Source organism: Amycolatopsis sp. NPDC004747 (assembly GCF_053601335.1).
On the sequence record NZ_JBSGBQ010000006.1, the window covers coordinates 265,227 to 287,730 of the forward strand.

Annotated in this window: 19 protein-coding genes; 10 read left to right on the plus strand and 9 right to left on the minus strand. The window is 70.7% G+C overall.

Going from position 1 to position 22,504, the window contains the following annotated elements; all coding sequences use genetic code 11:
• The first annotated feature begins 242 nt into the window (after positions 1-242).
• Positions 243-1,664 carry a M20/M25/M40 family metallo-hydrolase gene (locus tag ACWEGE_RS12335; RefSeq protein ID WP_449660488.1) on the plus strand — a complete coding sequence of 474 codons (1,422 nt, stop codon included), beginning with the start codon at positions 243-245 and terminating at the stop codon, positions 1,662-1,664.
• Here the strand turns inward: ACWEGE_RS12335 and ACWEGE_RS12340 are convergent.
• A complete protein-coding gene (locus ACWEGE_RS12340) occupies positions 1,661-2,221 on the minus strand; it encodes a TetR/AcrR family transcriptional regulator (protein WP_449660489.1) in 561 nt (186 codons plus the stop codon). The genes ACWEGE_RS12335 and ACWEGE_RS12340 overlap by 4 nt on opposite strands.
• Before the next feature lie 80 nt (positions 2,222-2,301).
• On the opposite strand from ACWEGE_RS12340, the gene ACWEGE_RS12345 reads away from it, so the two are divergent.
• Entirely contained in the window at positions 2,302-3,306 is a 1,005-nt protein-coding gene (locus tag ACWEGE_RS12345) for a hypothetical protein (RefSeq protein WP_449660490.1), read from the plus strand.
• Here ACWEGE_RS12345 and ACWEGE_RS12350 read toward each other — a convergent pair.
• Genes ACWEGE_RS12350 through ACWEGE_RS12360 form a run of 3 tightly spaced genes read right to left on the minus strand, consistent with a single transcriptional unit; the run spans position 3,303 to position 6,757 of the window.
• Complete coding sequence (locus tag ACWEGE_RS12350) at positions 3,303-4,145, minus strand: transglutaminase family protein (RefSeq protein ID WP_449660491.1); 843 nt, start codon at positions 4,143-4,145, stop codon at positions 3,303-3,305. The genes ACWEGE_RS12345 and ACWEGE_RS12350 overlap by 4 nt on opposite strands.
• Positions 4,142-5,089, minus strand: coding sequence for an alpha-E domain-containing protein (locus ACWEGE_RS12355; protein ID WP_449660492.1), 948 nt, complete (start codon positions 5,087-5,089; stop codon positions 4,142-4,144). The genes ACWEGE_RS12350 and ACWEGE_RS12355 overlap by 4 nt, the downstream gene beginning before the upstream one ends.
• 9 nt (positions 5,090-5,098) lie before the next feature.
• Positions 5,099-6,757, minus strand: a complete 1,659-nt coding sequence (locus tag ACWEGE_RS12360; RefSeq protein ID WP_449660493.1) for a circularly permuted type 2 ATP-grasp protein — start codon at positions 6,755-6,757, stop codon at positions 5,099-5,101.
• Positions 6,758-6,939: 182 nt separating this feature from the next.
• Between ACWEGE_RS12360 and ACWEGE_RS12365 the strand changes: the two genes are divergently transcribed.
• From ACWEGE_RS12365 to ACWEGE_RS12380, 4 genes are all read left to right on the plus strand, one after another.
• On the plus strand, positions 6,940-7,851 hold the full coding sequence (locus tag ACWEGE_RS12365; protein WP_449660494.1) for an ABC transporter substrate-binding protein: 912 nt from the start codon (positions 6,940-6,942) through the stop codon (positions 7,849-7,851).
• Positions 7,852-7,874: 23 nt separating this feature from the next.
• Positions 7,875-8,813 carry an amino acid ABC transporter permease gene (locus ACWEGE_RS12370; protein WP_449660495.1) on the plus strand — a complete coding sequence of 313 codons (939 nt, stop codon included), beginning with the start codon at positions 7,875-7,877 and terminating at the stop codon, positions 8,811-8,813.
• Positions 8,810-9,583 carry an amino acid ABC transporter ATP-binding protein gene (locus ACWEGE_RS12375; protein ID WP_449660496.1) on the plus strand — a complete coding sequence of 258 codons (774 nt, stop codon included), beginning with the start codon at positions 8,810-8,812 and terminating at the stop codon, positions 9,581-9,583. Before ACWEGE_RS12370 ends, ACWEGE_RS12375 begins: the two co-directional genes overlap by 4 nt.
• An 82-nt stretch (positions 9,584-9,665) precedes the next feature.
• Positions 9,666-11,981, plus strand: coding sequence for an oxidoreductase (locus ACWEGE_RS12380; protein WP_449660497.1), 2,316 nt, complete (start codon positions 9,666-9,668; stop codon positions 11,979-11,981).
• On the opposite strand, the gene ACWEGE_RS12385 is transcribed toward ACWEGE_RS12380, so the two are convergent.
• Positions 11,978-12,553, minus strand: a complete 576-nt coding sequence (locus ACWEGE_RS12385; protein WP_449660498.1) for a hypothetical protein — start codon at positions 12,551-12,553, stop codon at positions 11,978-11,980. The genes ACWEGE_RS12380 and ACWEGE_RS12385 overlap by 4 nt on opposite strands.
• A gap of 164 nt (positions 12,554-12,717) precedes the next feature.
• Here ACWEGE_RS12385 and ACWEGE_RS12390 point away from each other — a divergent pair, with 164 nt between their 5' ends.
• Genes ACWEGE_RS12390 through ACWEGE_RS12400 form a run of 3 tightly spaced genes read left to right on the plus strand, consistent with a single transcriptional unit; the run spans position 12,718 to position 17,048 of the window.
• The gene (locus ACWEGE_RS12390) at positions 12,718-14,535 is read left to right on the plus strand and encodes an NHL domain-containing thioredoxin family protein (RefSeq protein ID WP_449660610.1); all 1,818 of its coding nucleotides are present in this window, start codon (positions 12,718-12,720) and stop codon (positions 14,533-14,535) included.
• Between the two features lies 1 nt (position 14,536).
• Positions 14,537-14,869: a GroES family chaperonin gene (locus ACWEGE_RS12395; RefSeq protein ID WP_449660499.1), complete on the plus strand. Its 333-nt coding sequence runs from the start codon at positions 14,537-14,539 to the stop codon at positions 14,867-14,869.
• A 25-nt stretch (positions 14,870-14,894) separates the two neighbouring features.
• On the plus strand, positions 14,895-17,048 hold the full coding sequence (locus ACWEGE_RS12400; RefSeq protein ID WP_449660500.1) for a VanW family protein: 2,154 nt from the start codon (positions 14,895-14,897) through the stop codon (positions 17,046-17,048).
• A gap of 4 nt (positions 17,049-17,052) precedes the next feature.
• Here the strand turns inward: ACWEGE_RS12400 and ACWEGE_RS12405 are convergent, their stop codons facing one another.
• Together ACWEGE_RS12405 and ACWEGE_RS12410 are read right to left on the minus strand one after the other, a co-directional pair.
• Entirely contained in the window at positions 17,053-17,760 is a 708-nt protein-coding gene (locus tag ACWEGE_RS12405; protein WP_449660501.1) for a leucine-rich repeat domain-containing protein, read from the minus strand.
• Positions 17,757-18,596, minus strand: a complete 840-nt coding sequence (locus tag ACWEGE_RS12410; RefSeq protein ID WP_449660502.1) for a helix-turn-helix transcriptional regulator — start codon at positions 18,594-18,596, stop codon at positions 17,757-17,759. Before ACWEGE_RS12410 ends, ACWEGE_RS12405 begins: the two co-directional genes overlap by 4 nt.
• A 111-nt stretch (positions 18,597-18,707) precedes the next feature.
• On the opposite strand from ACWEGE_RS12410, the gene ACWEGE_RS12415 reads away from it, so the two are divergent.
• Positions 18,708-20,123 carry an MFS transporter gene (locus ACWEGE_RS12415; RefSeq protein WP_449660503.1) on the plus strand — a complete coding sequence of 472 codons (1,416 nt, stop codon included), beginning with the start codon at positions 18,708-18,710 and terminating at the stop codon, positions 20,121-20,123.
• A gap of 62 nt (positions 20,124-20,185) precedes the next feature.
• Here ACWEGE_RS12415 and ACWEGE_RS12420 read toward each other — a convergent pair whose 3' ends face one another.
• Positions 20,186-20,461 (minus strand): GlsB/YeaQ/YmgE family stress response membrane protein, encoded by a 276-nt coding sequence (locus ACWEGE_RS12420; RefSeq protein ID WP_176173976.1) that lies wholly within the window; start codon positions 20,459-20,461, stop codon positions 20,186-20,188.
• Positions 20,462-20,599: 138 nt separating this feature from the next.
• Positions 20,600-22,435, minus strand: a complete 1,836-nt coding sequence (locus tag ACWEGE_RS12425; protein ID WP_449660504.1) for an acyl-CoA dehydrogenase — start codon at positions 22,433-22,435, stop codon at positions 20,600-20,602.
• Positions 22,436-22,504: the final 69 nt, after the last annotated feature.

Here is a 22,504-nt window from a genome sequence, read left to right on the forward strand (position 1 = left end):
TCTCGCCGACATCCTGGCACGAAGGCCCGCGCTTTGGTGAGTGACGGATGCTGATTTGTTGCTGAGAAAGGGGCCCTGAACAGGGGAAACGTTAGGAAGCCCGAGCATCGGACCTACGAGAGTAGGGAATCGACTCGCGCGCTCACCAGGCGTGGCGCTCCCGCGTGATCGGGTGATCACGCTCCCCGGTGGCGACGTTGTGACGTCCCGCACTGTCGGACCCCCATGGCACGATGGGCCGGGTGGAGCAGAAATCCGTTCGTGAATCCGTAGTGGCGTCGTGGACCAACGACGTCATCCCGAGCCTGTCCGGACTGGTGGCGATCCCCGCCCTGTCCCCGGCCTTCGACGCCGAATGGGCGAAGAGCGGCCACCTCGCCGCCGCCGTCGACCACGTCCGCGAGTGGATCGCCGGGCGCGACCTGCCCGGCGCGACCCTCGAGGTCGTCCGGCTCGAAGACCGGACCCCGCTGCTGCTCGTCGACGTCCCGGCGACCCCGGGCGCGGCGGACAAGGGCACCGTCCTGATGTACGGCCACCTCGACAAGCAGCCCCCGGTCGGCGGCTGGTCCGAAGGCCTCGGCCCGTGGACCCCGGTGATCCGCGACGGCCGGCTGTACGGCCGCGGGTCCGTCGACGACGGCTACTCCGGCTACGCGGCGACCACGGCGATCGAAGCCGTGCACGCGGCCGGCGGCGAGCACGCCCGGATCGTGCTGCTGCTGGAGACCGGCGAGGAGTCCGGCAGCCCCGACCTGCCCGCGTACGTCGAGCACCTGGCCGACCGCATCGGCGAGGTGTCGCTGGTCATCTGCCTCGACGCCGGCGGCAGCGACTACGAGCGGTTGTGGCTGGTCACCAGCCTGCGCGGGATGCTGCACCTCGACGTCACCGTGCAGCTGCTCGGGTCGGCCCAGCACTCGGGCATCGCGTCGGGGGTCGTCGCCAGCTCGTTCCGCGTGCTGCGGAAGCTGCTCGAGCGGCTCGAGGACAGCGCGACCGGCGAGCTGCTGCTCGACGAGCTCAAGGTCGACGTCCCGGCGAACCGGCTCTCGGAGCTCAAGGCCGTCTCGCAGGACTTCCCGGAGGCGCTGTCGAAGGCGTTCCCGCTGGTCGAAGGCGGGCGCGTGATCACGGAGGACGCGCTGGAGCTGATGCTCAACAACGCGTGGCGCCCGACGCTGTCGGTGATCGGCGCCGACGGCTTCCCGAAGCCCGCCGACGCCGGCAACGTGCTGCGCGAGAGCACGACGCTGACGCTGAGCTTCCGCCTGCCGCCGACGGCCGACGCCGAGAAGGCGCTCGAAGCCGTGAAGAAGACCCTGACCACCGACGTCCCGTATGGCGCGAAGGTGACCTTCGGCGACAACCCGCAGGCGGAGGACGGCTGGAACGCGCCGACCGAGTCGCCGTGGCTGACGACGGCCCTGCGCACGGTCAGCGACGAGGTGTTCGGGCAGCCGCACCGGGCGACCGGCATGGGTGGCTCGATCCCGTTCATGGGCCTGCTCTCGCGGAAGTACCCGGACGCGCAGTTCCTGGTCACCGGCGCGTGCGGGGCCGACTCGAACATCCACGTGCCGGACGAGTGGCTCCACCTGGACTACGCGCAGCAGGTCACCGAGGCCGTCGCGCACATCCTGGACGCGCACGCCCGCGGCTAGCGGCAGGCTTCCCGGAACGCTTCGGTGGCCGCATCGAGGTAGGCCGGGAACTGCTGGTCACCGCCCGAGTCGATCCAGCGGTCGAAGGCGTCGCCGAGGATGATCGCCGCGACCTGGGCCGCCGGTTTCGCCAGCTCGGGCGGTGTCCCCCGCTGCTCGAGCGCCTCCCGGATCGCGGTCGTCATCGCCGCGCCCTTGCTCCGCTCGCGTTCGCGGAGCTCGGGCGTGGCGGCGATGACCGCCCGGCGTTCGGGAGACGGGTCGACCAGCTGCGTGACCTGCGTACCGACCTCGGCCAGCGCGGTGAGCGCCGTCCGCAACGGCGATTCGCCTTCTTCGGCGGCGAGCACGGCTTCGGCGACCGCGGGCGGCAGCTGCTCCGCGCCGGCGAAGAGGACTTCGCGCTTGTCGGGGAAATAGCGGAAGTACGAGCGGCGCGTGATCCCGGCGCGCTCGGCGATCTGCGTGATCGTCACGGCGTCGTAGCCGTGCTCGGCGTACAGCTCCAGCGCGGCTTTCCGCAGCCGGTCCGCGGTCCCGGGATCCCATCTGGCCACGGTTCAGCCTAACTGATGTCTCAGTGTGTCATTACCTGCTAGCCTCAGTGATGACACACTGAGACATCACGGGAGTCGACATGGAGATCTGGGTACTCGGCGCCTTGGGCCGCACCGGCCGGGCCATCACCGCCGAACTCGAGCGCCGGAACGTGCCGGTCGTGCTGGTGGGACGCAACCAGGAACGCCTGGCGGCGACCGGCTCGAAGTACGTCGTCGCCGACGGCGTCGAGGCCATGGCCGCCGAAATCCGGCGCCGGCGGCCGGCGGTCGTGATCAACACGATCGGCGAGTACGCCGCCACCGCCCCGGCGATCGCGCGGGCCGGCCTGCCCGGCGGCCACTACGTGGACATGGCTGCGGACCCGGTCGCGGTCCGGCGGCTGCTCGACCTGCACGAAGAGGCCCTGGCCGGCGGCAGCACGTTCGTGACCGGCGCCGGGTTCGGCGTCCTGGCCACCGAGGCCGTCGTCGCGAAGCTGTGCGAGGGGCGTGACACGCCGAGCCGCGTGGAGGTCGACGCGCTGGCCTCCGTCGCGTCCGAGGGCGGGACCGTGGGGGTCGCGCTGGCCGCCAGCATCGTCGACGCCCTGACCGCGGTCACGGCGAGAGGCGCGAAGCCGCGCACCCTCGTCCTGCCGGACGGCGAGTCGGCGAAGGTGGCGGGCGTCGACTCGGGTGAGCTGATCGCCGCCCGGCGTGCGTCCGGCGCGGCGGACGTCACGGTCTTCTCCGGGCTCGCCCCGACCTCGCCGGTGGTCCGGGCCCTGCTCCCGCTGCTCGGGCGGGTGGTGTCGATCCCGGCCGTGCGCCGCTTCGCCGTCCGGCGGCTGGCGGCGGTCCGGACGAAGCCGGCGCCCCGCCCCCGCACCCACACGTGGGGCCACGCCGTCGTGACCTGGCCCGGCGGAACCACCCGCGAGGGCTGGCTCCGTGCGGACGAAGCCATGGACTTCACGGCGGCGGTCGTGGCCGAAACGGCGGCGCGCCTGGCCCGCGGCGAGGGCAAGCCGGGCGCGCACACCCCGGCGTCGGCCCTCGGCGCGGAGCTGGCCGAAGCGGCGGGCGGGACCTTCTTGCTCTAGGCCAGCCGGGTCAGGTGGACCGAGACGTCCAAGGTGGACTGACCGCCCCCGGTGAAGATGCCCTTCAACGGCGCCACGTCCGCGTAGTCCCGCCCCATCGCCACCCACACGTGCCGCGGGCCGACCGGGATGGCGTTCGTCGGGTCGTACGCCCACCAGCCGCCGGTCCAGACGTCGACCCAGGCGTGGGACTCGCCCTCGACCACCTCGCCGAGCTTCGCGTCCGGCTTCGTGTGCAGGTACCCGGACACGTACCGCGCCGGCACCCCGATCGCCCGCAGCATCACCAGCGTGACGTGCGCGAAGTCCTGGCAGACGCCCTCACGCGCCTGCCAGGCGTCCGTCGCCGTCGAGTGGACGCCGGTGGTGCCCGGCTGGTACTTGAGCTGCTTGTTCACCCACTCGCACACCGCCAGCACCGCGTCCGCCGGGTCGAGGCCCGTCCGCAGTGACCGGGCTTCGCGCGCCAGCGTGACGTCTCGCGGGGTGTAGTCGGTCGGGGTCAGGTACTCGGTGCGGTGGTCGATCACCGTCTCCGACCGCAGGTCCTTCCACGACGCCGTGCGGATCGGCTCCGCTTCGTCCGCCGTCTCGACCACCGACGTCGCCAGCACCGTGAACTCGGTGTGCGGCGCGTGGAGGTCGAACGACGTCACGACCGTGCCCCAGTAGTCCGTGTACCGGTAGGCGCGGGTCGCCGGGGTCGTCTCGATGCGGGTCGCCACCGTCGTCTGGCGGCGGTCGGAGCGCGGGGTCAGCCGAGCCTCGTTGTACGACTGCGTCGCCGGTGTCGCGTACCGGTACCCGGTCCGGTGCGCCACCCGCAGCTGCCACGTCACAGTGAAACCTCCGCGCCGCTCCACGCCACCCACGGCGACGTGCTGAAGTACTGCAGGGACACCGCTTCCCCGATGTCCTTGATCGTCGTCTGCAACCCACCGAGCCGTCGCGGCAGGTCGGTGAGCAGGTCCGACGGGCGGAGGAACTCCAGCTCGCTGCGGGCCCGGCCGAGCTGGCGCAGCGCCTCGGACTTCTCGTTGCTGCGCGAGCCGCCGCCCGGGTCGAGCCGCTGCAGGCAGTCCTCGGCCTGGCGCAGCGCGTGGAACACCGAACGCGGGAACAGCGTGTCCCGCAACAGGAACTGCACGACGCGGCCGGCGTCCAGCGCGCCGCGGTAGGTCCGCAGGTACGTGTCCTGCGCGCCGGCGGAGCGCAGCACCGTGATCCAGCCCGGTGAAGACGCGCGGTCCGCGACCCGGGACAGCAGCAGCCGCACGACCATGTCGGCGCGTTCGATCGAGCGGCCCAGCACCATGAACAGCCAGCCGTCGTCCCGCGACATCGTCGAGTCGGCCAGCCCGGCGAACATCGCCGCGCGCTCCTCGACGAACGACAGGAACGCGTGCGGCCCGGCGCGCCGGGCGTAGCGCTGCCGGTCCGGCACCGCGTTCCACGTCGCGTTCAGGCACTCCCACAGCTCGGTCGAGACGACCTCGCGGGCGCCGCGCGTGTTCTCGCGCGCCGAGTTGATCGAGCCGACGATCGAGGCCGGGTTGTCCTTCCCGTACGCCACCAGCTCGGTCAGCTTCCACACGTCGAGGTCCTGCGTGCCCGCCGGGTCGATGCCCAGGACGGCCAGCAGCTGGCGGCTCGCGTGGTCCGGGTCGACGGTCGCGTCTTCGAGCAGCTGGTGGACCGAGACGTTGAGGATGCGGGAGGTGTCGTCGGCGCGTTCGACGTACCGGCCGATCCAGTACAGCGACTCCGCGTTGCGTGCCAGCATGCGGCCTCCCTAGCTCTGCTGTTGCTGCTGTTGCTGCTGGGACGTCGTGAGCTCGGGCCCCTGCTCGGCGGCCAGTCCATCCACAGTGGACATCGCGCCGAGTGCGGGCTGCTCCAGCTCCCGCTCGGCCGTCGACGCCCGGGACGCCAGCACCCAGGTGTCCTTCGAGCCGCCGCCCTGCGAGGAGTTGACGACCAGGCTGCCCTCCGGCAGCGCCACCCTGGTCAGCCCGCCGGGGAGCACGAAGATGTCCTTGCCGTCGTTGACGGCGAAGGGCCGCAGGTCGACGTGCCGCGGCGCGAGCCGGTCGTCCACCTTGGCCGGCACGGTCGAGAGCTGGACCACCGGCTGCGCGATCCAGCCGCGCCGGTTCGCACGCACCTTCCGCCGCAGCGTGTCCAGCTCCTTCTTGGACGCCTCCGGCCCGAACACGATCCCGTAGCCGCCCGAGCCCTCGACCGGCTTCACGACCAGCTCGTCCAGGTGGGCCATGACGTGGTCGAACTCGTCCGGCAGCCAGCAGCGGAAGGTGTCCACATTGGGCAGGAGCGGCTTCTCGTTCAGGTAGTACTTCACCATCTCCGGCACGTAGGTGTAGACGAGCTTGTCGTCGCCGACGCCGTTGCCGATGGCGTTCGCGACCACGACGTTGCCCGCGCGCGCCGCGTTCTGGATCCCGGCCACGCCGAGCACCGAGTCCGGCCGGTAGTGCACCGGATCGAGGAACTCGTCGTCGATCCGCCGGTAGATGACGTCGACCTGGCGCTCGCCCTCGGTGGTCCGCAGGTAGACGACGTTGTCGCGGCAGAACATGTCGCGGCCTTCGACCAGCTCGACACCCATCAACCGGGCCAGCAGCGAGTGCTCGAAGTACGCCGAGTTGTGCACGCCGGGGGTCAGCACGACGACCGTCGGGTCGGCGACGTTCGCCGCGGCCGCCGCGCGCAGCGCCCGGAGCAGGTGCGACGCGTAGTCGCCGACCGGTCGCACGCGGTGCTGGGCGAACAGGTCCGGGAAGACCCGGGCCATCGTGCGCCGGTTCTCCATCACGTACGACACCCCGGACGGGTTGCGGAGGTTGTCCTCCAGCACCCGGAACGTGCCCTCTTCGTCACGCACCAGGTCCACACCGGACACGTGGATGCGCACGCCGTTCGGCGGGGTGATGCCGAACGCCTCCCGGCGGAAGTGCTCGCACGAGGTGATCAGCCGCCGCGGCAGCACGCCGTCGCGCAGGATCTGCCGGTCGCCGTAGACGTCGGCGAGGAACGCCTCGAGCGCGCGGACGCGCTGGGCGACCCCGCGCTCGAGCTTCGTCCACTCGGCGGCCTGGATCACCCGCGGCACCAGGTCCAGCGGGAACGGCCGCTCCTGCCCGGACAGTGAAAAAGTGATGCCCTGGTCGACCATCGCCCGGTCCAGGGCCTGGGAGCGGGACTGCAGGTCGTGCGCGTCGAGGGCGGCGATCGACTCGTACAGCGCCCGGTACGGGCCGCGGACCGTGCCGTCGGCGGCGAACATCTCGTCGTAGGCGCCGGCGTGCGGCCGCTCCGGCGAGAGGTAGCCCTCGAACCGGGCCCCCGGGCGGGTGATCCGGCTGGTCGCCGCCTTCCTCGCGCGTCGACCGGACGGGGGCAGCCGCGGCGGGGTGGCGTTCATGGTCGACATCCTTACTCACTCCCCGGCTCGGACGCGATACCCGGCGGTACGACGAGCGCCGGTCTAAACATCGCCGTAACTTCACGGTGCTGTGCTTTGGTATGGATGAGTGGCAATATGCGTGCTCTCAGAACCTGAGAACTACGAGGAGTGACGACGTGGCCCGAGGAACCCAACTCAAGGCGCTCGCAATGCTGCCTGCGTTCGCCCTGGTCGGCCTGACCGTGGCCTGCGGAGCGGGCGGGAGCGGCGCGGGCAACGTCAACACGAGCCCCTCCGCCTCGGCGCCGGGCGCCGGATCGGGTGACGTGGGCACGGTCGCCAAGGACGACAAGCTCGCCGCCATGGTCCCGGACGCGATCAAGACGGACGGCAAGATCCTGGTCGGCCAGGACCAGAGCTACCCGCCGAACGAGTTCCAGGACGAGTCCGGCAAGGTCACCGGCTTCGACGTGGACCTCGGCACCGCGATCGGGCAGAAGCTCGGCCTGAAGATGGAGTTCCAGAACTCCGCCTTCGACGGGATCATCCCGGGCATCCAGGCCGGCAAGTACGAGCTCGCGATGTCGTCGTTCAGCGTCAACGCGGAACGGCTCCAGATCGTCGACATGGTCAGCTACTACAAGGCGGGGACGTCGCTCGGCGTGCTCAAGGGCAACCCCGACAAGCTGAGCATCGACGACCTGTGCGGCAAGAAGATGGGCGTGCAGAAGGGCACCGTCCAGGTCGACGACCTGGACAAGCGGTCGCAGAAGTGCACCTCGGAGGGCAAGCCGGCGATCGACGTGACCCAGCTGCAGGCCCAGACCGACGTGAACCTCGCGCTCACCGCGAAGCGGGTGCAGGGCGAGCTGGCCGACTCGCCGGTCGTCGACTACGCGGTCAAGCAGACCAACGGGCAGCTTGAGGTCGTCGGCGAGCCGTACGACACGGCGCCCTACGGCATCATCCTGAAGAAGGACAGCGGCGACTACGGCAAGGCGGTCCAGGCCGCGGTCCAGGCCCTGATCGACGACGGCACCTACAAGAAGATCCTCGACAAGTGGGGTCTGTCGGCAGCCGGCGCGGTCAGCAAGTCGGAACTCAACCCGGCGGCTTCCTGAGCCGGGTAGAGAGGCTTCAGTCAGTGTCCAGTTCTTCCGACGCGCCTCCCGGTGACCGGGTCGACGTCGACACCACCCCCATCAAGGCCGTCCCGGTGCGCCACTACGGGCGCTGGGTGGCCGGGGTGGTCGTCCTCTTCATCGCCTTCATCGTCGTTCGCAGCATCGTCACGAACGACAACTTCAGCTGGCCCACCGTCTGGGACTACCTGTTCAACGACCGCGTGCTGCGCGGTCTGCAGAACACCCTGATCCTGACCGTGATCTCGATGCTCATCGGCATCGTGGGCGGGGTCGTGCTGGCGGTCATGCGGCTGTCGCCGAATCCGCTCACCAAGGGCGCCGCCAGCATCTACATCTGGTTGTTCCGCGGCACCCCGCTGATCACCCAGCTGGTGTTCTGGAACTTCCTCGCGTTCGCCTACCCGCGGCTCGGCCTCGGCATCCCGTTCGGGCCCGAGTTCGTTTCGTGGGACACGAACACGCTGATCAACCAGTTCACGGCCTCGCTGCTCGGCCTCGGCCTCAACGAAGCCGCGTACATGGCGGAGATCGTGCGCGGCGGCATCCAGTCGATCGACAGCGGTCAGCTGGAGGCGGCGTCCGCGCTCGGCATGAAGCGGACGACCACGCTGCGGCGCATCATCCTGCCGCAGGCCATGCGGGTGATCGTGCCGCCCACCGGGAACGAGACGATCGCGATGCTGAAGACCACGTCACTGGTGGTCGCGATCGGCTACTACGAGCTGATGGTCGCGGTCCAGACCATCTACGCGCAGAACTTCAAGACGATCCCGCTGCTGCTCACCGCGGTGATCTGGTACCTGTTCATGACGTCGATCCTGACGGCCGTCCAGATCCAGATCGAGAAGTACTTCGCCCGTGGTAGCTCGCAAAGCGTCACCCCACGGACCGGCCTGCGCAGCCGGCTGTTCAGCCGGGGTGGAGGGAACGTCACATGACCCCCGTCGTGTCCGCACAGAAGATCTGCAAGAGCTTCGGCAGCGTCGACGTCCTCAAGGGCATCGACCTCGAGGTGCACGAGCGGGAGGTGCTCTGCCTGATCGGGCCGTCCGGCTCGGGCAAGTCGACGCTGCTGCGCTGCATCAACCACCTCGAGAAGATCGACGCCGGCCGGCTCTACGTCGACGGCGTGCTCGTCGGCTACAAGCAGCGCGGCGACAAGCTGCACGAGCTGCGCGAGAGCGAGGTCGCGCTCCAGCGCAAGGACATCGGCATGGTGTTCCAGCGCTTCAACCTCTTCCCGCACATGACGGCGCTCGAAAACATCATGGAGGCGCCGATCCAGGTCCGGCGCGAGCCGAAGGCCCAGGTCCGGCAGCGCGCGCTGGAACTGCTGGAGCGCGTCGGCCTCGCGGACAAGGCGAAGAACTACCCGGCGCAGCTGTCCGGCGGGCAGCAGCAGCGGGTCGCGATCGCCCGGGCGCTCGCGATGCAGCCGAAGCTGATGCTGTTCGACGAGCCGACGTCGGCGCTGGACCCGGAGCTGGTCGGCGACGTCCTCGGCGTGATGAAGCAGCTCGCCAAGGACGGCATGACCATGGTCGTCGTCACGCACGAGATGCAGTTCGCGCGCGAGGTGGCGGACAAGGTCCTGTTCATGGACGGCGGGGTCGTCGTCGAGGAAGGGCCGCCCGAGCAGGTCATCGGGAGCCCGCGTGAAGAACGGACCAAGTCCTTCCTCGCCCGGGTGCTCAATCCCAACGCCTGAAGGTGTCCCACGGCGGAAACGGTGTTCCGGCACCGTTTCCGCCGTTTTTTCGCTACCTTGATGGCGGGGTGAGGGAGGGGTCATGTCGACGGAAAGCGCTTTGCCGCCGCTGGACCCCTTCGCGGGCATCCCGGACCGCCGGTACGAGGTCAAGGCCTCCGAACTGCTGAAACCCGGCAACGCGGGCCTGATGCGCTGGCGGCGGCAGGCCACGAACGCCCCGATCGTCTACGTCGAGGACGCCTACATCACCGGCACGCTGGACCTGCGGGCCGCGGACCTCAAGTACCTGTTCCGGTTCGAGCGGTGCCGGTTCGAACAGCCGCCGGACGTGCGCGAGGCGAACCTGCTCGGGCTCGTGTTCCGCAAGTGCTGGCTGCCCGGGCTCAAGGCCCGCAACATGCGCAGCCGCAACGACGTCCGGCTGATCCGCAGCGTCGTCCAGGTCGACGGCGACCGGCGGGAGATCGAAGAGACCACCGTCCAGCGCGGCGACGACCGCGAACGCGGCATGCCGAACGCCGCGGTCAACCTGACCGACGCGGTGATCGAAGGCTCGATGGTCCTCACCCGCACGGTGATTTCGCACCCGCACGGCAAGGCGATCCAGGCGGACCGCCTGGTGCTGACCGGTGCGCTGCTGGCCTACCGGATGGTCGCGAACGGCGAAGTCCGCCTCCCGGGCCTGCGGACCGGCGGTAACGTCAACTTTTCCGGCGCCACGCTGAACAACCCGGACGGCTTCGCGCTCAACGGCAACGGCCTGCACATCGGCGGCAGCCTGCTGTGCGAGGTCGACAACTACGGGCCGGCCAGCCAGCGCAAGCGGTTCTCCGCGACCGGGATCATGTACCTGCCGAGCGCCACCGTCGACAGCGACATCTCACTGCGCGAGGCCAAGCTGACGGTGTCGCAGCACGGGCCGATCGCCGTCGACGCCTGGAAGTCCAACGACCCGTACATCGACCCGCGGCCGGCGCTGGTCGCCGACCGGATGCGCGTCGACGGCAACGTCGAGCTGTCGGACGGCCTGCAGGCGCTGGGGACGTTGCGCATGGTCAACGCCCGGGTCGGTGGCTCGCTGCGGCTGGCCGGCGCCGAGATCCGGGTCGAGCGCGGCAAGACGGTGCCGTACTACGACCGCGCGCTGCACCTGGACGGCACCGAGATCGGCGGCGACATCGAGGCGACGAGCCTGCGCGTGCCGGCCGGGCAGCTGCGCCTGGCCGACGTCACCGTCGGCGGCAACTTCCTGGCCTGGAACTCGATGTTCCGCCACCCCGGCCGGGACGTGTTCTCCGCCCGCCGCTCGAAGATCGCCGGCAACTTCCAGCTCACCGACGCCACCATCCACGGCACGCTGCGCCTGCAGGGTGTGGACGTCGGCGGCAGCATCAACCTGGCGGGCACCCGGCTGACCGACCCGGGCAGCCGCGCGACCAGCAGTTATTCGCTCGACGTCCGCACCGGCCGGGTCGGCCGCGACCTGACCCTGCGCGACAACAACGGCCGCCCGTTCGTGGCCGAAGGCGGCGTCAACCTCGACGGCGCCCAGGTGGCCCGCCGCGTCGACCTGCGCGGTTCCCAGCTCGGGTCGTTGCCGCCGTTCGGCGTGGCCCTCGACGCGGGCGACGTCGCCTCGGACGAGTTCATCCTGACCCCGAGCAGCCCACCGGCGGGCCGGGTCGTGCTGAGGCGCGCCCACTGCGGGACGCTGAGCGACAACAACCAGTTCTGGGCGGCCTCCGAGGGCATCGAGCTGGAGGACTTCCGCTACGACGCGTTGAAGAAGGGCATCCCCCTCGACGACGACAAGGCCCTGGACGAGCGCATCGAGCTCCTGCGCCGCGCCATGCGCGGCTACCGGCCGGGGCCGTACGACCAGCTCGCGCACATGCTGCGCGCGGCCGGGAACGAAGAGCACGCCTCGACGGTGGCGCTGCGCAAGCAGCAGTTCCGGTACGAGGCGCTGGCGCGGGGGTTCAAGTTCTTCGGGCCGGGTGTCCGGTTGTGGAGCTGGCTGCAGCGGTCGATGGTCGGCTACGGCTACCGCCCGGTCCGCGCGCTCGGCTGGCTGCTGACGCTGCTGGTGCTGGGGAGCCTGTGGTTCGGCCTGGGCACCGACGACTGCATCACGTGGAAGCCGTCGGACCAGGCCCACCAGATCATCGCGAACGGCCCCCGGTGCGTGGTGAACCAGCAGGACACCGGCCTGCAGTGGAACCCGGTGATCTACACGGCGGACCTGCTGGTCCCGATCGTGGACTTCGGCAACAAGTCGAGGTGGTACATGCACGGCACGGACAACTGGGTCGCGGCCGGCTTCACGGCGTCGGGCTGGATCCTGGCGACCACCGTGGCCGCCGGTGTCAGCCGCATGCTGCGCCGGGACAGCTAGTCGATGAAGCGGGACCAGAACGGTATGTAGCGCGGGCCGTCCGGCGGGGCCGTGCTGATGCCGCCCGTCGCGAACTCGCGGTGCAGGTAGTCCCGCAGGTCACTGCCATACACGATGATGTCCGTCTGGTACACCGACAGCACCGGGTAACCCACCGAGCCCGGCACGCCGGGCAGGTACCGGTGCCCGCACACCGGCACCAGCTGCGGCACGTCGGCCAGGCGGCGCCGGGCTTCGCGGACCGCGTCCTCCGGGCCGACCGGGCGCGTGCCCCACTCCGGGAGCCAGAAGCCGTTGTGCTCGACGTCGTACAGCACGCCGTCGACCGGCCAGGCCAAACGTTTGCGCAGCTGCTCGGCGTTGCCGCAGCGCCAGTCGGGCCAGCGGTCGCCGATCGGGACACCGGCGGACAGGAACGTCCGGTGGTCCGCGGCGAAGCGGAAGCCGAACCGGCGCTCGACCTCGTCGAGCTCGGTTTCGCTCAGCCCGGGACGCACGGGTTCCCGGAGGTTCTCCTGCAGGTGCCGCGCCTCCTCCGGAGTGAGGGCGCCGGCCGGCTGGACGGGTGTCATGGCCCGAGCCTAAGCGGCGGCTCACCTGCCCGCGCGTCCTTTTTCGCGCCGACCTGGTGAACACGTCCGGGTGAGTTTGTTCTCTCATCGGGGCGGACCGCGGAACAGAGCGTGAACGCGTGTAGTTCACTCATGCCGTGACTTCTCCACGACCGCAGAGCCGCGTGCGCGCCCCCGAGCTGCGCGGCGACGTCTGGCTGAACACCGGTGGCCGCCCGCTCACCCTCGCCGGGCTGCGTGGCCGCGTCGTGCTGCTGGACTTCTGGACCAGCGGCTGCATCAACTGCCTCCACGTGCTCGACGAGCTGCGTCCGCTGGAAGCCGAGTTCGCGGACGTGCTGGTCACCATCGGTGTTCACTCGCCGAAGTTCCTGCACGAGGGTGAGCGCGCCTCGATCGAAGCCGCGGTCCGCCGCTACGACGTGCACCACCCGGTGGTCAACGACCCCAAGATGGAGCTGTGGTCGCAGTACGCGGTCCGCGCGTGGCCGACGCTGGTCGTCGTCGACCCGGAGGGGTACGTCGTGCACGTCGCCGCGGGCGAAGGGCACGGAGAAGCGCTTCGCCGCGTCATCGCGGATCTCGTGACGAAGCACGAAGCGAAGGGGACGCTTCGCCGCGGCGGCAGCCCGTACGTGCCGGTCGAGGAGCAGCCCGCCGAGCTGCGGTTCCCGAGCAAGGCCGTCGCCACCGCCGAGGGGCGCGTCCTGGTCGCCGACACCGGGCACCACGCGATCGTCGAGTTTGCGTCCGACGGCGAGACCGTCATCCGCCGCTTCGGCAGCGGGGCCCGCGGAGGTCAGGACGGCCCGTTCGACATCGCGACCTTCGCCGAGCCGTCGGGCATCGCGCTGCTGCCGTACGACATCGCCGAGCGCGTCGGCTACCACGCCGTCGTCGCCGACACGGCCGGGCACCGGCTGCGCGGCCTCGACCTGATCACCGGCGAGGTCACGACGGTCGCCGGCACCGGCGCCCAGTGGCGCAGCGGGCCGGACTCGGGCAAGGCCGCCGAGGTCGACCTCACGAGCCCGTGGGACGTCGCCTGGTGGGGCCCGGCCGGCGGGGTCGTCGTCGCGATGGCGGGCAACCACACGCTGAGCGTGTTCGACCCGGTCGCCGGCCTGATCCGCCGCTTCGCCGGGACGACCGTCGAGGGCCTTCGCGACGGCGACGTCAGCGAAGCGTTCTTCGCGCAGACGTCCGGCTTGGCCGTGGACGGCGACAAGCTGTGGCTGGTCGACGCGGAGACGTCGGCGCTGCGCTGGATCGAGCCTGAGGGCGAGTCGTTCAAGGTGCAGACGGCGATCGGCGTCGACCTGTTCTCCTTCGGCCACACCGACGGCCCGGCCGACAAGGCGCTGCTCCAGCACCCGCTGGGCCTGGCCGTGCTGCCCGGCGACAAGATCGCGATCGCCGACACGTACAACGGCGCGGTCCGCCGCTTCGACGTCTTCACCCGCGAGGTGACCACGATCGCCACCGGGCTCGCCGAGCCGCAGGGCCTGCTGCTGCACGACGGCGAGCTGCTGGTCGTCGAGTCCGCGGGCCACCGGCTGGCCCCGCTCACGGCGGCCGAGCCGACGCTCGTCACCGGCGACGCGCACGCGGTGCGCCGCCCGCCGACGGTGCTCGCCCCCGGCGAGATCGACTTTTCGGTGGTGTTCACGGCCCCGCCCGGCGAGAAGCTGGACGACCGCTTCGGCCCGTCGACCCGGCTCGAGATCAGCGCTTCGCCGCCTTCGCTGCTCGCCGACGGCGGCGGGACGGGCACGGATCTGAGCCGCAGGATCCGCCTGGCCCCGGGCGTCACCGAGGGCGTGCTGCAGGTCGTCGCACAGGCCGCGAGCTGCGACGACGGTGGTGAGCACCCGGCGTGCCGGATCACCCGGCAGGACTGGGGCGTCCCGGTCCGCGTCGAGGACGGCGGGTCGAGCGAATTGAGCCTGGTCATGGCCGGTGAGCCGACGACCGGCGAGTAACATGCAGGCCGTGTCTGACGGGCCGAAACTCGAAATCCAGATGCTGCACGACCGGGTACTCGTGCGGCTGTCGCCGGAAGAGGGAGAGCGCCGCAGCAGCGGCGGCATCGTGATCCCCGCAACGGCGCAGGTAGCGCGACGGCTGGCGTGGGGTGATGTACTGGGCGTGGGCAACAGTGTGCGCAACGTCAAGACCGGCGACCGCGTGCTCTTCAACCCGGAGGATCAGCTAGAGGTCGAGATCCAGGGCGAGGGGCACCTGGTGATGCGCGAACGCGACATCCACGCCGTGGCGACCGAGCTCACCGAGCACGGGACGGGGCTCTACCTGTAGGTCGGGTCCCGCGAAAGGCAGGCGCGTGGCAGACGAAGAGGGACGCGAGGCCGCGGAAACGCTCGAGGCCGAGCCCGGAGCGGCTGAACCAACGGCCGCCGAGGTGTGGCCCGACGCCGAGCAGGAGCTGTCGGCAGCCGAGCGAACGGCCGCGGCCGCGGCGCCGGAGAGCGCGGAGACACCCGATCCGCCTGCCCTGCCCGATCCGCCTGCGCCGGAGGTCGCTGCGGTTGAAGTGCCCGCATTGACCGCCGAGCCTGCACCCGAGGTCGCTGATCCGCCTGCGCCGGTCGCTGCGGCCGAAGAGCCTGCGCCGCTCGAACCTGCCACCGAAGTCGCGCCCGTTTGGCCGCCCGTTGGCGGCGCGGCGGCGGGTGAGCCTGCCGCCACCGATCTCTTCTCCGATGACCTGCTCGGCGAGCTGCTCGAAAATCCCGCGCCCCAGCCGGCGCCGGACACTCCGGCGCGGAAGCTGCGCACCGGGGTGGCCCGGGCCATGATGGCCGTCGGGCTCGCTCTGGGGCTCTTCGTCATCCTCTACGGCATCGATCTCGCCGTCAGTGCCGGGGATGTTCCGCGTGGCGTCACCGTGGCCGGGATCGAGGTCGGCGGGCTCAGCCACGCCGAGGCCGAGGCCAAGCTGCGGAAGGAGCTCGAACCGCGGCTGATCCGGCCCGTCGTCGTCCACGGTGGGGATGTGCAGGCCGAACTCGTGCCCTCGCAGTCCGGGCTCGGGCTCGACTGGCCGAACACCCTCGGGCTCGCCGGGCACCAGCCGCTCAGCCCGATCACGCGGATCATGTCCTTCTTCAGCAGCCGCGAGGTCGGGGTGGCCACGCGCACCGACCAGAACCGGATCGCCGACGCTCTGCGGGAGCTGGCCGACGGCAAGCTGAACCACCCCGCCACCGAAGGCTCGGTCGGGTTCACCCCGATCGCGGGCAGCGACGGCGGTGTCGACGCCTACCCGATCCTGCCGCGTCAGGGCCAGCAGCTGACCGACCTCGCCGGCGCCGTGCACGCCGTCACCGACCACTGGCTCGACCCCGGCGGGGTCAAGCTGGCCATGGCGATCACGCCCGTGCGGGCGACCGCCGCCGGGGTGCAGGCCGCTTGCCGGCAGATCGTCGTGCCCGCCGTCGCGAAGCCCGTCCTCGTGCACGGCGAAGGCAAGGACGTTCCGCTGAAGCCCGCCACCATCGCGGCTTCGTTCCAGTTCGCCGTGGTCGAGGGCGGGGCCCTCGAGGTCCGCATCGACCAGGGCAAGCTGCAGGCCGCCCTCAAGGACCAGCTCGCGAGCACCGAAACCGAAGGCAAGGACGCGCAGATCGTCTTCACCGGCGACCAGCCGACGGTCGAGCCGTCCGAAGAAGCCCGCAAGGTGGACTGGGAGAAGACTTTCCTCCCCCTGATCGACGTGCTCAAGAAGACCGACGGGCGGGATCTCCCCGTCGTCTACAGCGCGTCGGCACCCAGCGTGACCACCGACGCCGCCAGCGCGCTCGGCATCAAGGAAGTCATCGGCGAGTTCACCACCTCCGGCCTGACCGGGCCGGCCGCGACGAACAACCGGACGCTCGCCGCCCGCGTGTCCGGCGCGATCGTCAAGCCCCGCGAGACGTTCAGCCTCGGCGGCCGCTCCGGCCCGCGCACCGCGGACGCCGGCTACGTGCCGGCCCCGGCCAATGAGGACGGCACCGGCCCGGACGTGGTCGGCGGCGGTGTCTCCCAGCTGGCGTCCACTTTGTACAACGCCGCCTACCTCGCCGGCCTGGCCGACGCCGGCCACCTGGAGCACGACCACTACCTCGACCGCTACCCCGTCGGCCGCGACGCCAAGGCCGTCAACGCCGACGGCAGCCCGGTCGAGCTCAAGCTGACCAACGACGCCGCGACCGGCATCGCCATCCAGGCCACCGTCTCCGGCGACTCGGTGACCGTCCGGATCTGGGGCACCCGGCACTTCCGCGTCGAGAGCCAGACGGGGGCCCAGACCCCCGGCGACCCGCCGCCGATCCAGTTCGGCTCCGGCGGGACCGAACCGTGCCGGCCGTCGATCGGTTCATCCGGCTTCAGCGTCACCGACACGCGCGTGTTCTACGACCTCGCAAGCGGTACCGAGCTCCGGCGGACGTCGCACACCGCGACCTACGGCCCGCGCCCGACCGTGCTCTGTTGAGTTGTCAGCGAAGGACCATGCACCCCGCCTCCTCGAAGTCGCGCAGCCACGCCGGCTCCCGGAGCTGCTTGTTCCACCGCAGATCCAGCTTGTCCAATTTGGACAGGCGGGCGAGCGACGCCGGCAGCGTCGTCAGCGAGTTCTCCCGCAGGTCCAGCTGACGCAGCTCACCCAGCGCGCCGATCGACTCCGGGAGCGCGGTGAGCCGGTTGCCGCGCAGGTGCAGCTCCCGCAACGCACCCAGCGCGCCGACCGACTCGGGCAGCGCGGTCAGTTCGTTGCGGTAGAGCCGGAGTTCGCGCAGCGCCGCGAACCCCGACAGGTCCGGCGGCAACGAGGTGAGCCGGTTGTCCGTGCACCCCAGGTACCGCAGCTTGCTCAGCCGGCACCAGGCTTCCGGGAACTTCGTCAGCCGGTTGTCGCTGACGTACAGGTACTCGGTGAGCCCGGCCAGCTCGCCCAGCTCCTCGGGCAGCGCGTCGAACCGGTTGTGCGCCAGGTCGAGCGTGTGCAGCGACTCCAGCGCCGAGATCCCCGGCGGCAGCGTGGAAATCCGGTTCGCCGCCAGGTTCAGCACGCGCAGCCCGGTCAGCGACCACAGCGACCCGGGCACCTCCGCGATCGCGTTCTTGTACAGGTCGAGCCGGGTGACGTCGGGCGGGATGGCAGGCACCGACGTCAGCCCCTGATCGCTCAGGTCCAGTGCCGTCATCGCGACCGCCTGGTCAAGGGCAGCAGCGCCCACGTCGACGCGTCGTCCGGAGTGGACACCTGGATCCGCAGGCCCGGCGCCTCCGAGACGGCCAGCTCGGTCAGCCGCAGGCGCATCCGGCCCGCCCGCGGGTGCTCGAACTCCCGCAGCCTCGGCCGCGGCTCCGCCACCTCGTGCCGCGCCCACAGCGCGGCGAACTCGGGACTCAGCGCGCCCAGCCGCCGGATGTCCTCCTCCCACGACGGGTCACCGACGTGCCTGCCGTACTCGGCGCGCATCCGCGCGACCATGTGCTGGACCTCCTCGTCGTAGTTCAGCAGCATCCGCCGCGCGTTCGGCTCGGTCACGCAGCACCACAGCAGGTTCTTGTGCAGGCACGGCAGGCTGTGCCACTCCCAGAACAGCTCCTCCTGGGCCGCGTTCGACTCCAGGACGTCGAACCGGCCGTTGACCACCGTGGCGGGCAGCGGATCGAGCGCGCGCAGCACCTCGCGCACCGCCTCCGGCACCACCTCGGCCGACGACGGCAGCCGGGACGGTGTCAGCTCCGCCAGCCGGTACAGGTGCTCCCGCTCGGGGTGGTCCATCCGCAGCGTGCGCGCCACGGCGTCGAGCACCTGCGCGCTCGCGTTGATCGGCCGCCCCTGCTCCAGCCACGTGTACCAGGTGACGCCGACGCCGGCGAGCAGCGCGACCTCTTCCCGCCGCAACCCGCTCGTGCGACGGCGGACGCCGGGCGGCAGCCCGACCTCCTCCGGGCCGATCCGCGCGCGGCACGCCTTGAGGAACTGGCCGAGTTCCTCCCGGCGGCTGGTGTGGACCTGCGTCGACGTCATGCGGACCATGGTGCCGGAGGGGTACGACAATTTCCGGGGAGCCGGGTGCTGCCGGTACCAGCATCGCCAGGCTCTCTCCGCGCCGGACCGGAGCACCCCAAGGTCGGAGCCATGACTCTGACCACCTCTGCCCCGGCCGTCCCGGACCGGGCCGCCCGGCCGGACCGGCGGCCGTGGTTCATGCTGGCCGTCCTGCTCCTCGGCCAGTTCATGGCCCTGCTGGACGTCACCGTCGTGAACGTCGCCATGACCGACATCCGCACCGACCTGCACGCGTCCGGCGCCGCGCTGCAGCTCGTCGTGTCCGGCTACACCGTTGGCTACGCGATGCTCCTGATCACCGGCGCCCGCCTCGGCGAGCTGTTCGGGCGGCGACGGCTGTTCGTCACCGGCGTCCTCGCCTTCACCGGCTGCTCGCTGCTCTGCGGATTCGCACCCGGCGCGACGACGCTGGTCGTCGCGCGGATCGCACAGGGCGCCGGCGCCGCGCTGATGATGCCGCAGGTCGTCAGCGTCATCCAGGCGCAGTTCACCGGCCCCGCGCGGGCCAGGGCGCTCAGCGCGTACACCGCGGTCATCTCCGTCGCGTTCGTGGCCGGCCAGGTGCTCGGCGGGGTGCTCGTCGGCGCCGACCTCTTCGGCGCGGGCTGGCGGCCGATCTTCCTGGTCAACGTCCCGATCGGCGTGCTCGTGGCCGTGCTCGCCCGGCGTCTCGTGCCGGGCGGCGCGGCCAAGGCGGGCCGGCGGCTCGACCTCGCCGGCCTCGCCCTCGCCGTGCCCGCCGTGGTGCTGGTCGTCCTGCCGCTCGTCCTCGGGCACGAAACCGGCTGGCCGGCGTGGACGTTCGGCTCGCTCGCGGCGGGCGTGCTGCTGGCGGTGCTGTTCGTGGTGGTGGAACGCCGGGTCCGCGACCCGCTGGTCGACCTCGGTGTCCTGAAGATCCGCGGGGTCGCGCCGGGACTGGCCGCGCTGGGCACCGGAGTGGCGTCCTACGGCGGTTTCCTCTTCTGCGTGGCCTTGCACCTGCAGGCGGGCCTCGGGGAGACGGCGCTGGCCGCCGGGCTGACCATGGCGCCGGGCGGCGTGGTCTTCGGCGTCTGCGGGTTCTTCTGGCACAAGCTGCCCCGACGCGTCCATGCCGCGTTGACGCCGGGCGGCTACGCGGGGTCGGCGGTCGCGTACGCGTTGCTGGGGTGGAGCCTCAAGGACGGCGGAAACGGCGGCGCCCTGTTCTTCACCGCGCTCGTGCTGTTCGGCCTCTCCATGGGCCTGGCGTTCGGCTCCCTGATGGCGCACGCGCTCACCCACGTCCCGCTCGAGCGCGCGGCGGACGCGAGCGGCCTGCTCACGACGACGTTGCAGCTCGGCCAGGTCATCGGGGTGGCGACCTTCGGGAGCCTCTTTCTCACGCTCGCCGCCGGTTCGTCCGCGTCCGCCATCGCCACGACGATGACATGGGCCGCGGCGTTGCTGCTGGTCGGCGCCGGGTTCGCCGTCGCGCTCGCCCGCGCGTCGGCCGGGCGGTAGCCACGGAAAAGCCCGGCCGGTCCACGCGAAGTGGACCGGCCGGGCCGCAAGATCCGAAAGCGTTACCTGGTTACCCCACGGCGACCGTACGCGCCCGCGGCGATGCTGACACCGATCGCGGCCAGCACGACCTGGGTGAGGATCTCCAGCCAGTCGATGCCGTTCGTGTCGGCGTAGCCGAGACCGCGCGCGATGGCCGTGCCGATGAAGGCGGCGATGATACCGATCACGATGGTCAGCCAGATCGGGATGTTCTGCTTGCCGGGAGCGACCAGCCGGCCCAGAACGCCGATGATCAGCCCGACGATGATGGCGCTGATGATGCCGGCGACAGTCATCACTTTCTCCTCTCGGTGATCGCGGGTCCGGCCACTCGGTCCCGCGAACTCGCAGACGGAATTCCCCGGGGATCTGGGCCCGAAACGCCGAAAGGGCCCCTTCCGGGTGGGAAGGGGCCCTTCGGTGGAACGCGTTGATCAGAACGCGGCTTCGTCGATCTCCATGAGCGCGTTGTCGGCGGCCTCCACGATGGCGCGGCGGGCGGTCAGCTCCGGCAGCACCTGCTTCGCGAAGAACGACGCCACGGCGATCTTGCCCTCGTAGAACGGGGTGTCCTTGGCGGACGCGCCCGCGTCGAGCTTGCCGATGGCGACCTCGGCGTGCTTGAGCAGCTGCCAGCCGATGAGCAGGTCGCCGACCGACATCAGCAGGCGGACCGTGTGCTGGCCGACCTTGTTGATGCTCTGCGGGTCCTCCTGCGACGCGGTCAGGTAGCCGATCAGCGAGCCGAGCATGCCCTGGGTGTCCTCGAGGGCCTGCTTGAGCAGCGCACGCTCGTTCTTGAGCCGGCCGTTGCCCGCCTCGGACTCGATGAACTTGGTGATCTCACCGGCGACGTAGGCCAGCGACTGGCCCTTGTCGCGGACGATCTTCCGGAAGAAGAAGTCCAGCGACTGGATGGCCGTGGTGCCCTCGTACAGCGAGTCGATCTTGGCGTCGCGGATGTACTGCTCGATCGGGTAGTCCTGCAGGAAGCCGGAGCCGCCCAGCGTCTGCAGCGACTGCACGAGCTGCTCGGTGGCGCGCTCGGAGCCGACACCCTTGACGATCGGCAGCAGCAGGTCGTTGACGCCGTGCGCGAGCTTCTGGTCGCCGTCGCCGGTCCACAGCTGGTCCTGGAACGACGCCGTGTAGAGGTACACCGCGCGGAGGCCCTCGGCGTACGCCTTCTGGAGCATCAGCGAGCGGCGGACGTCCGGGTGGTGCGTGATGGTGACGCGCGGCGCGGTCTTGTTCAGCATGTTCGGCAGGTCGGCGCCCTGGACGCGCTCCTTGGCGTACTCGAGCGCGTTGAGGTAACCCGTCGACAGGGTCGCGATGGCCTTCGTGCCGACCATCATCCGGGCGTACTCGATGACCTGGAACATCTGCGCGATGCCGTCGTGCACCTCGCCGAGCAGCCAGCCCTTGGCCGGGGTGCCGTGCTGGCCAAAGGTCAGCTCGCACGTCGTCGAGGCCTTGATGCCCATCTTGTGCTCGACGTTCGTGACGAAGGCGCCGTTGCGCTCGCCCAGCTCACCGGTCTTGGTGTCGAAGTGGAACTTCGGCACGAGGAACAGCGACAGGCCCTTGGTGCCCGGCTTGGTCTCGATGCCCGGGCCCTCGGGGCGGGCCAGCACGAGGTGCATGATGTTTTCGCTCATGTCGTGCTCGGCCGAGGTGATGAACCGCTTGACGCCGTCGATGTGCCAGGAGCCGTCCTCCTGCTTGGTGGCCTTGGTGCGGCCCGCGCCGACGTCGGAGCCGGCGTCCGGCTCGGTCAGCACCATGGTGGCGCCCCACTGCCGGTCGATCATGATCTGGGCCCAGTGCTTCTGCTCTTCGGTGCCGTTCTTGTTCACGATCATCGCGAAGTTCGGGCCCGCCATGTACATGAACAGCGGGGCGTTCGCGCCGAGGATGAGCTCGGACGCCGCCCACTGGACCGTCGGGGGGAGGCCGAAGCCACCGAGGTCGTTGGTCAGGCCGAGGCGCCACCACTCGCCGTCGAGGAGCTGCTTGTAGCTCTTCTTGAAGGACTCGGGGATCTTGACGCTGAACGTCTTCGGGTCGTAGACGGGCGGGTTGCGGTCGGCGTCGGCGAAGGACTCGGCGAGCGGGCCGGTCGCGAGCTTGTTCAGCTCGGACAGCACACCGCGGGCGGTTTCTTCGTCGGATTCGGCGAGCACACCCTTGCCGAGGCGCTCCTGCACGCCGAGTACCTCGAAGAGGTTGAACTCCAGGTCTCGGACGTTGCTCTTGTAGTGGCCCATGTCGTCACTCCAATGTGTTCGGCTCCCCGGCCGGGCACACGTTCGCCTTACTCGCCGGTAACTTCAGGA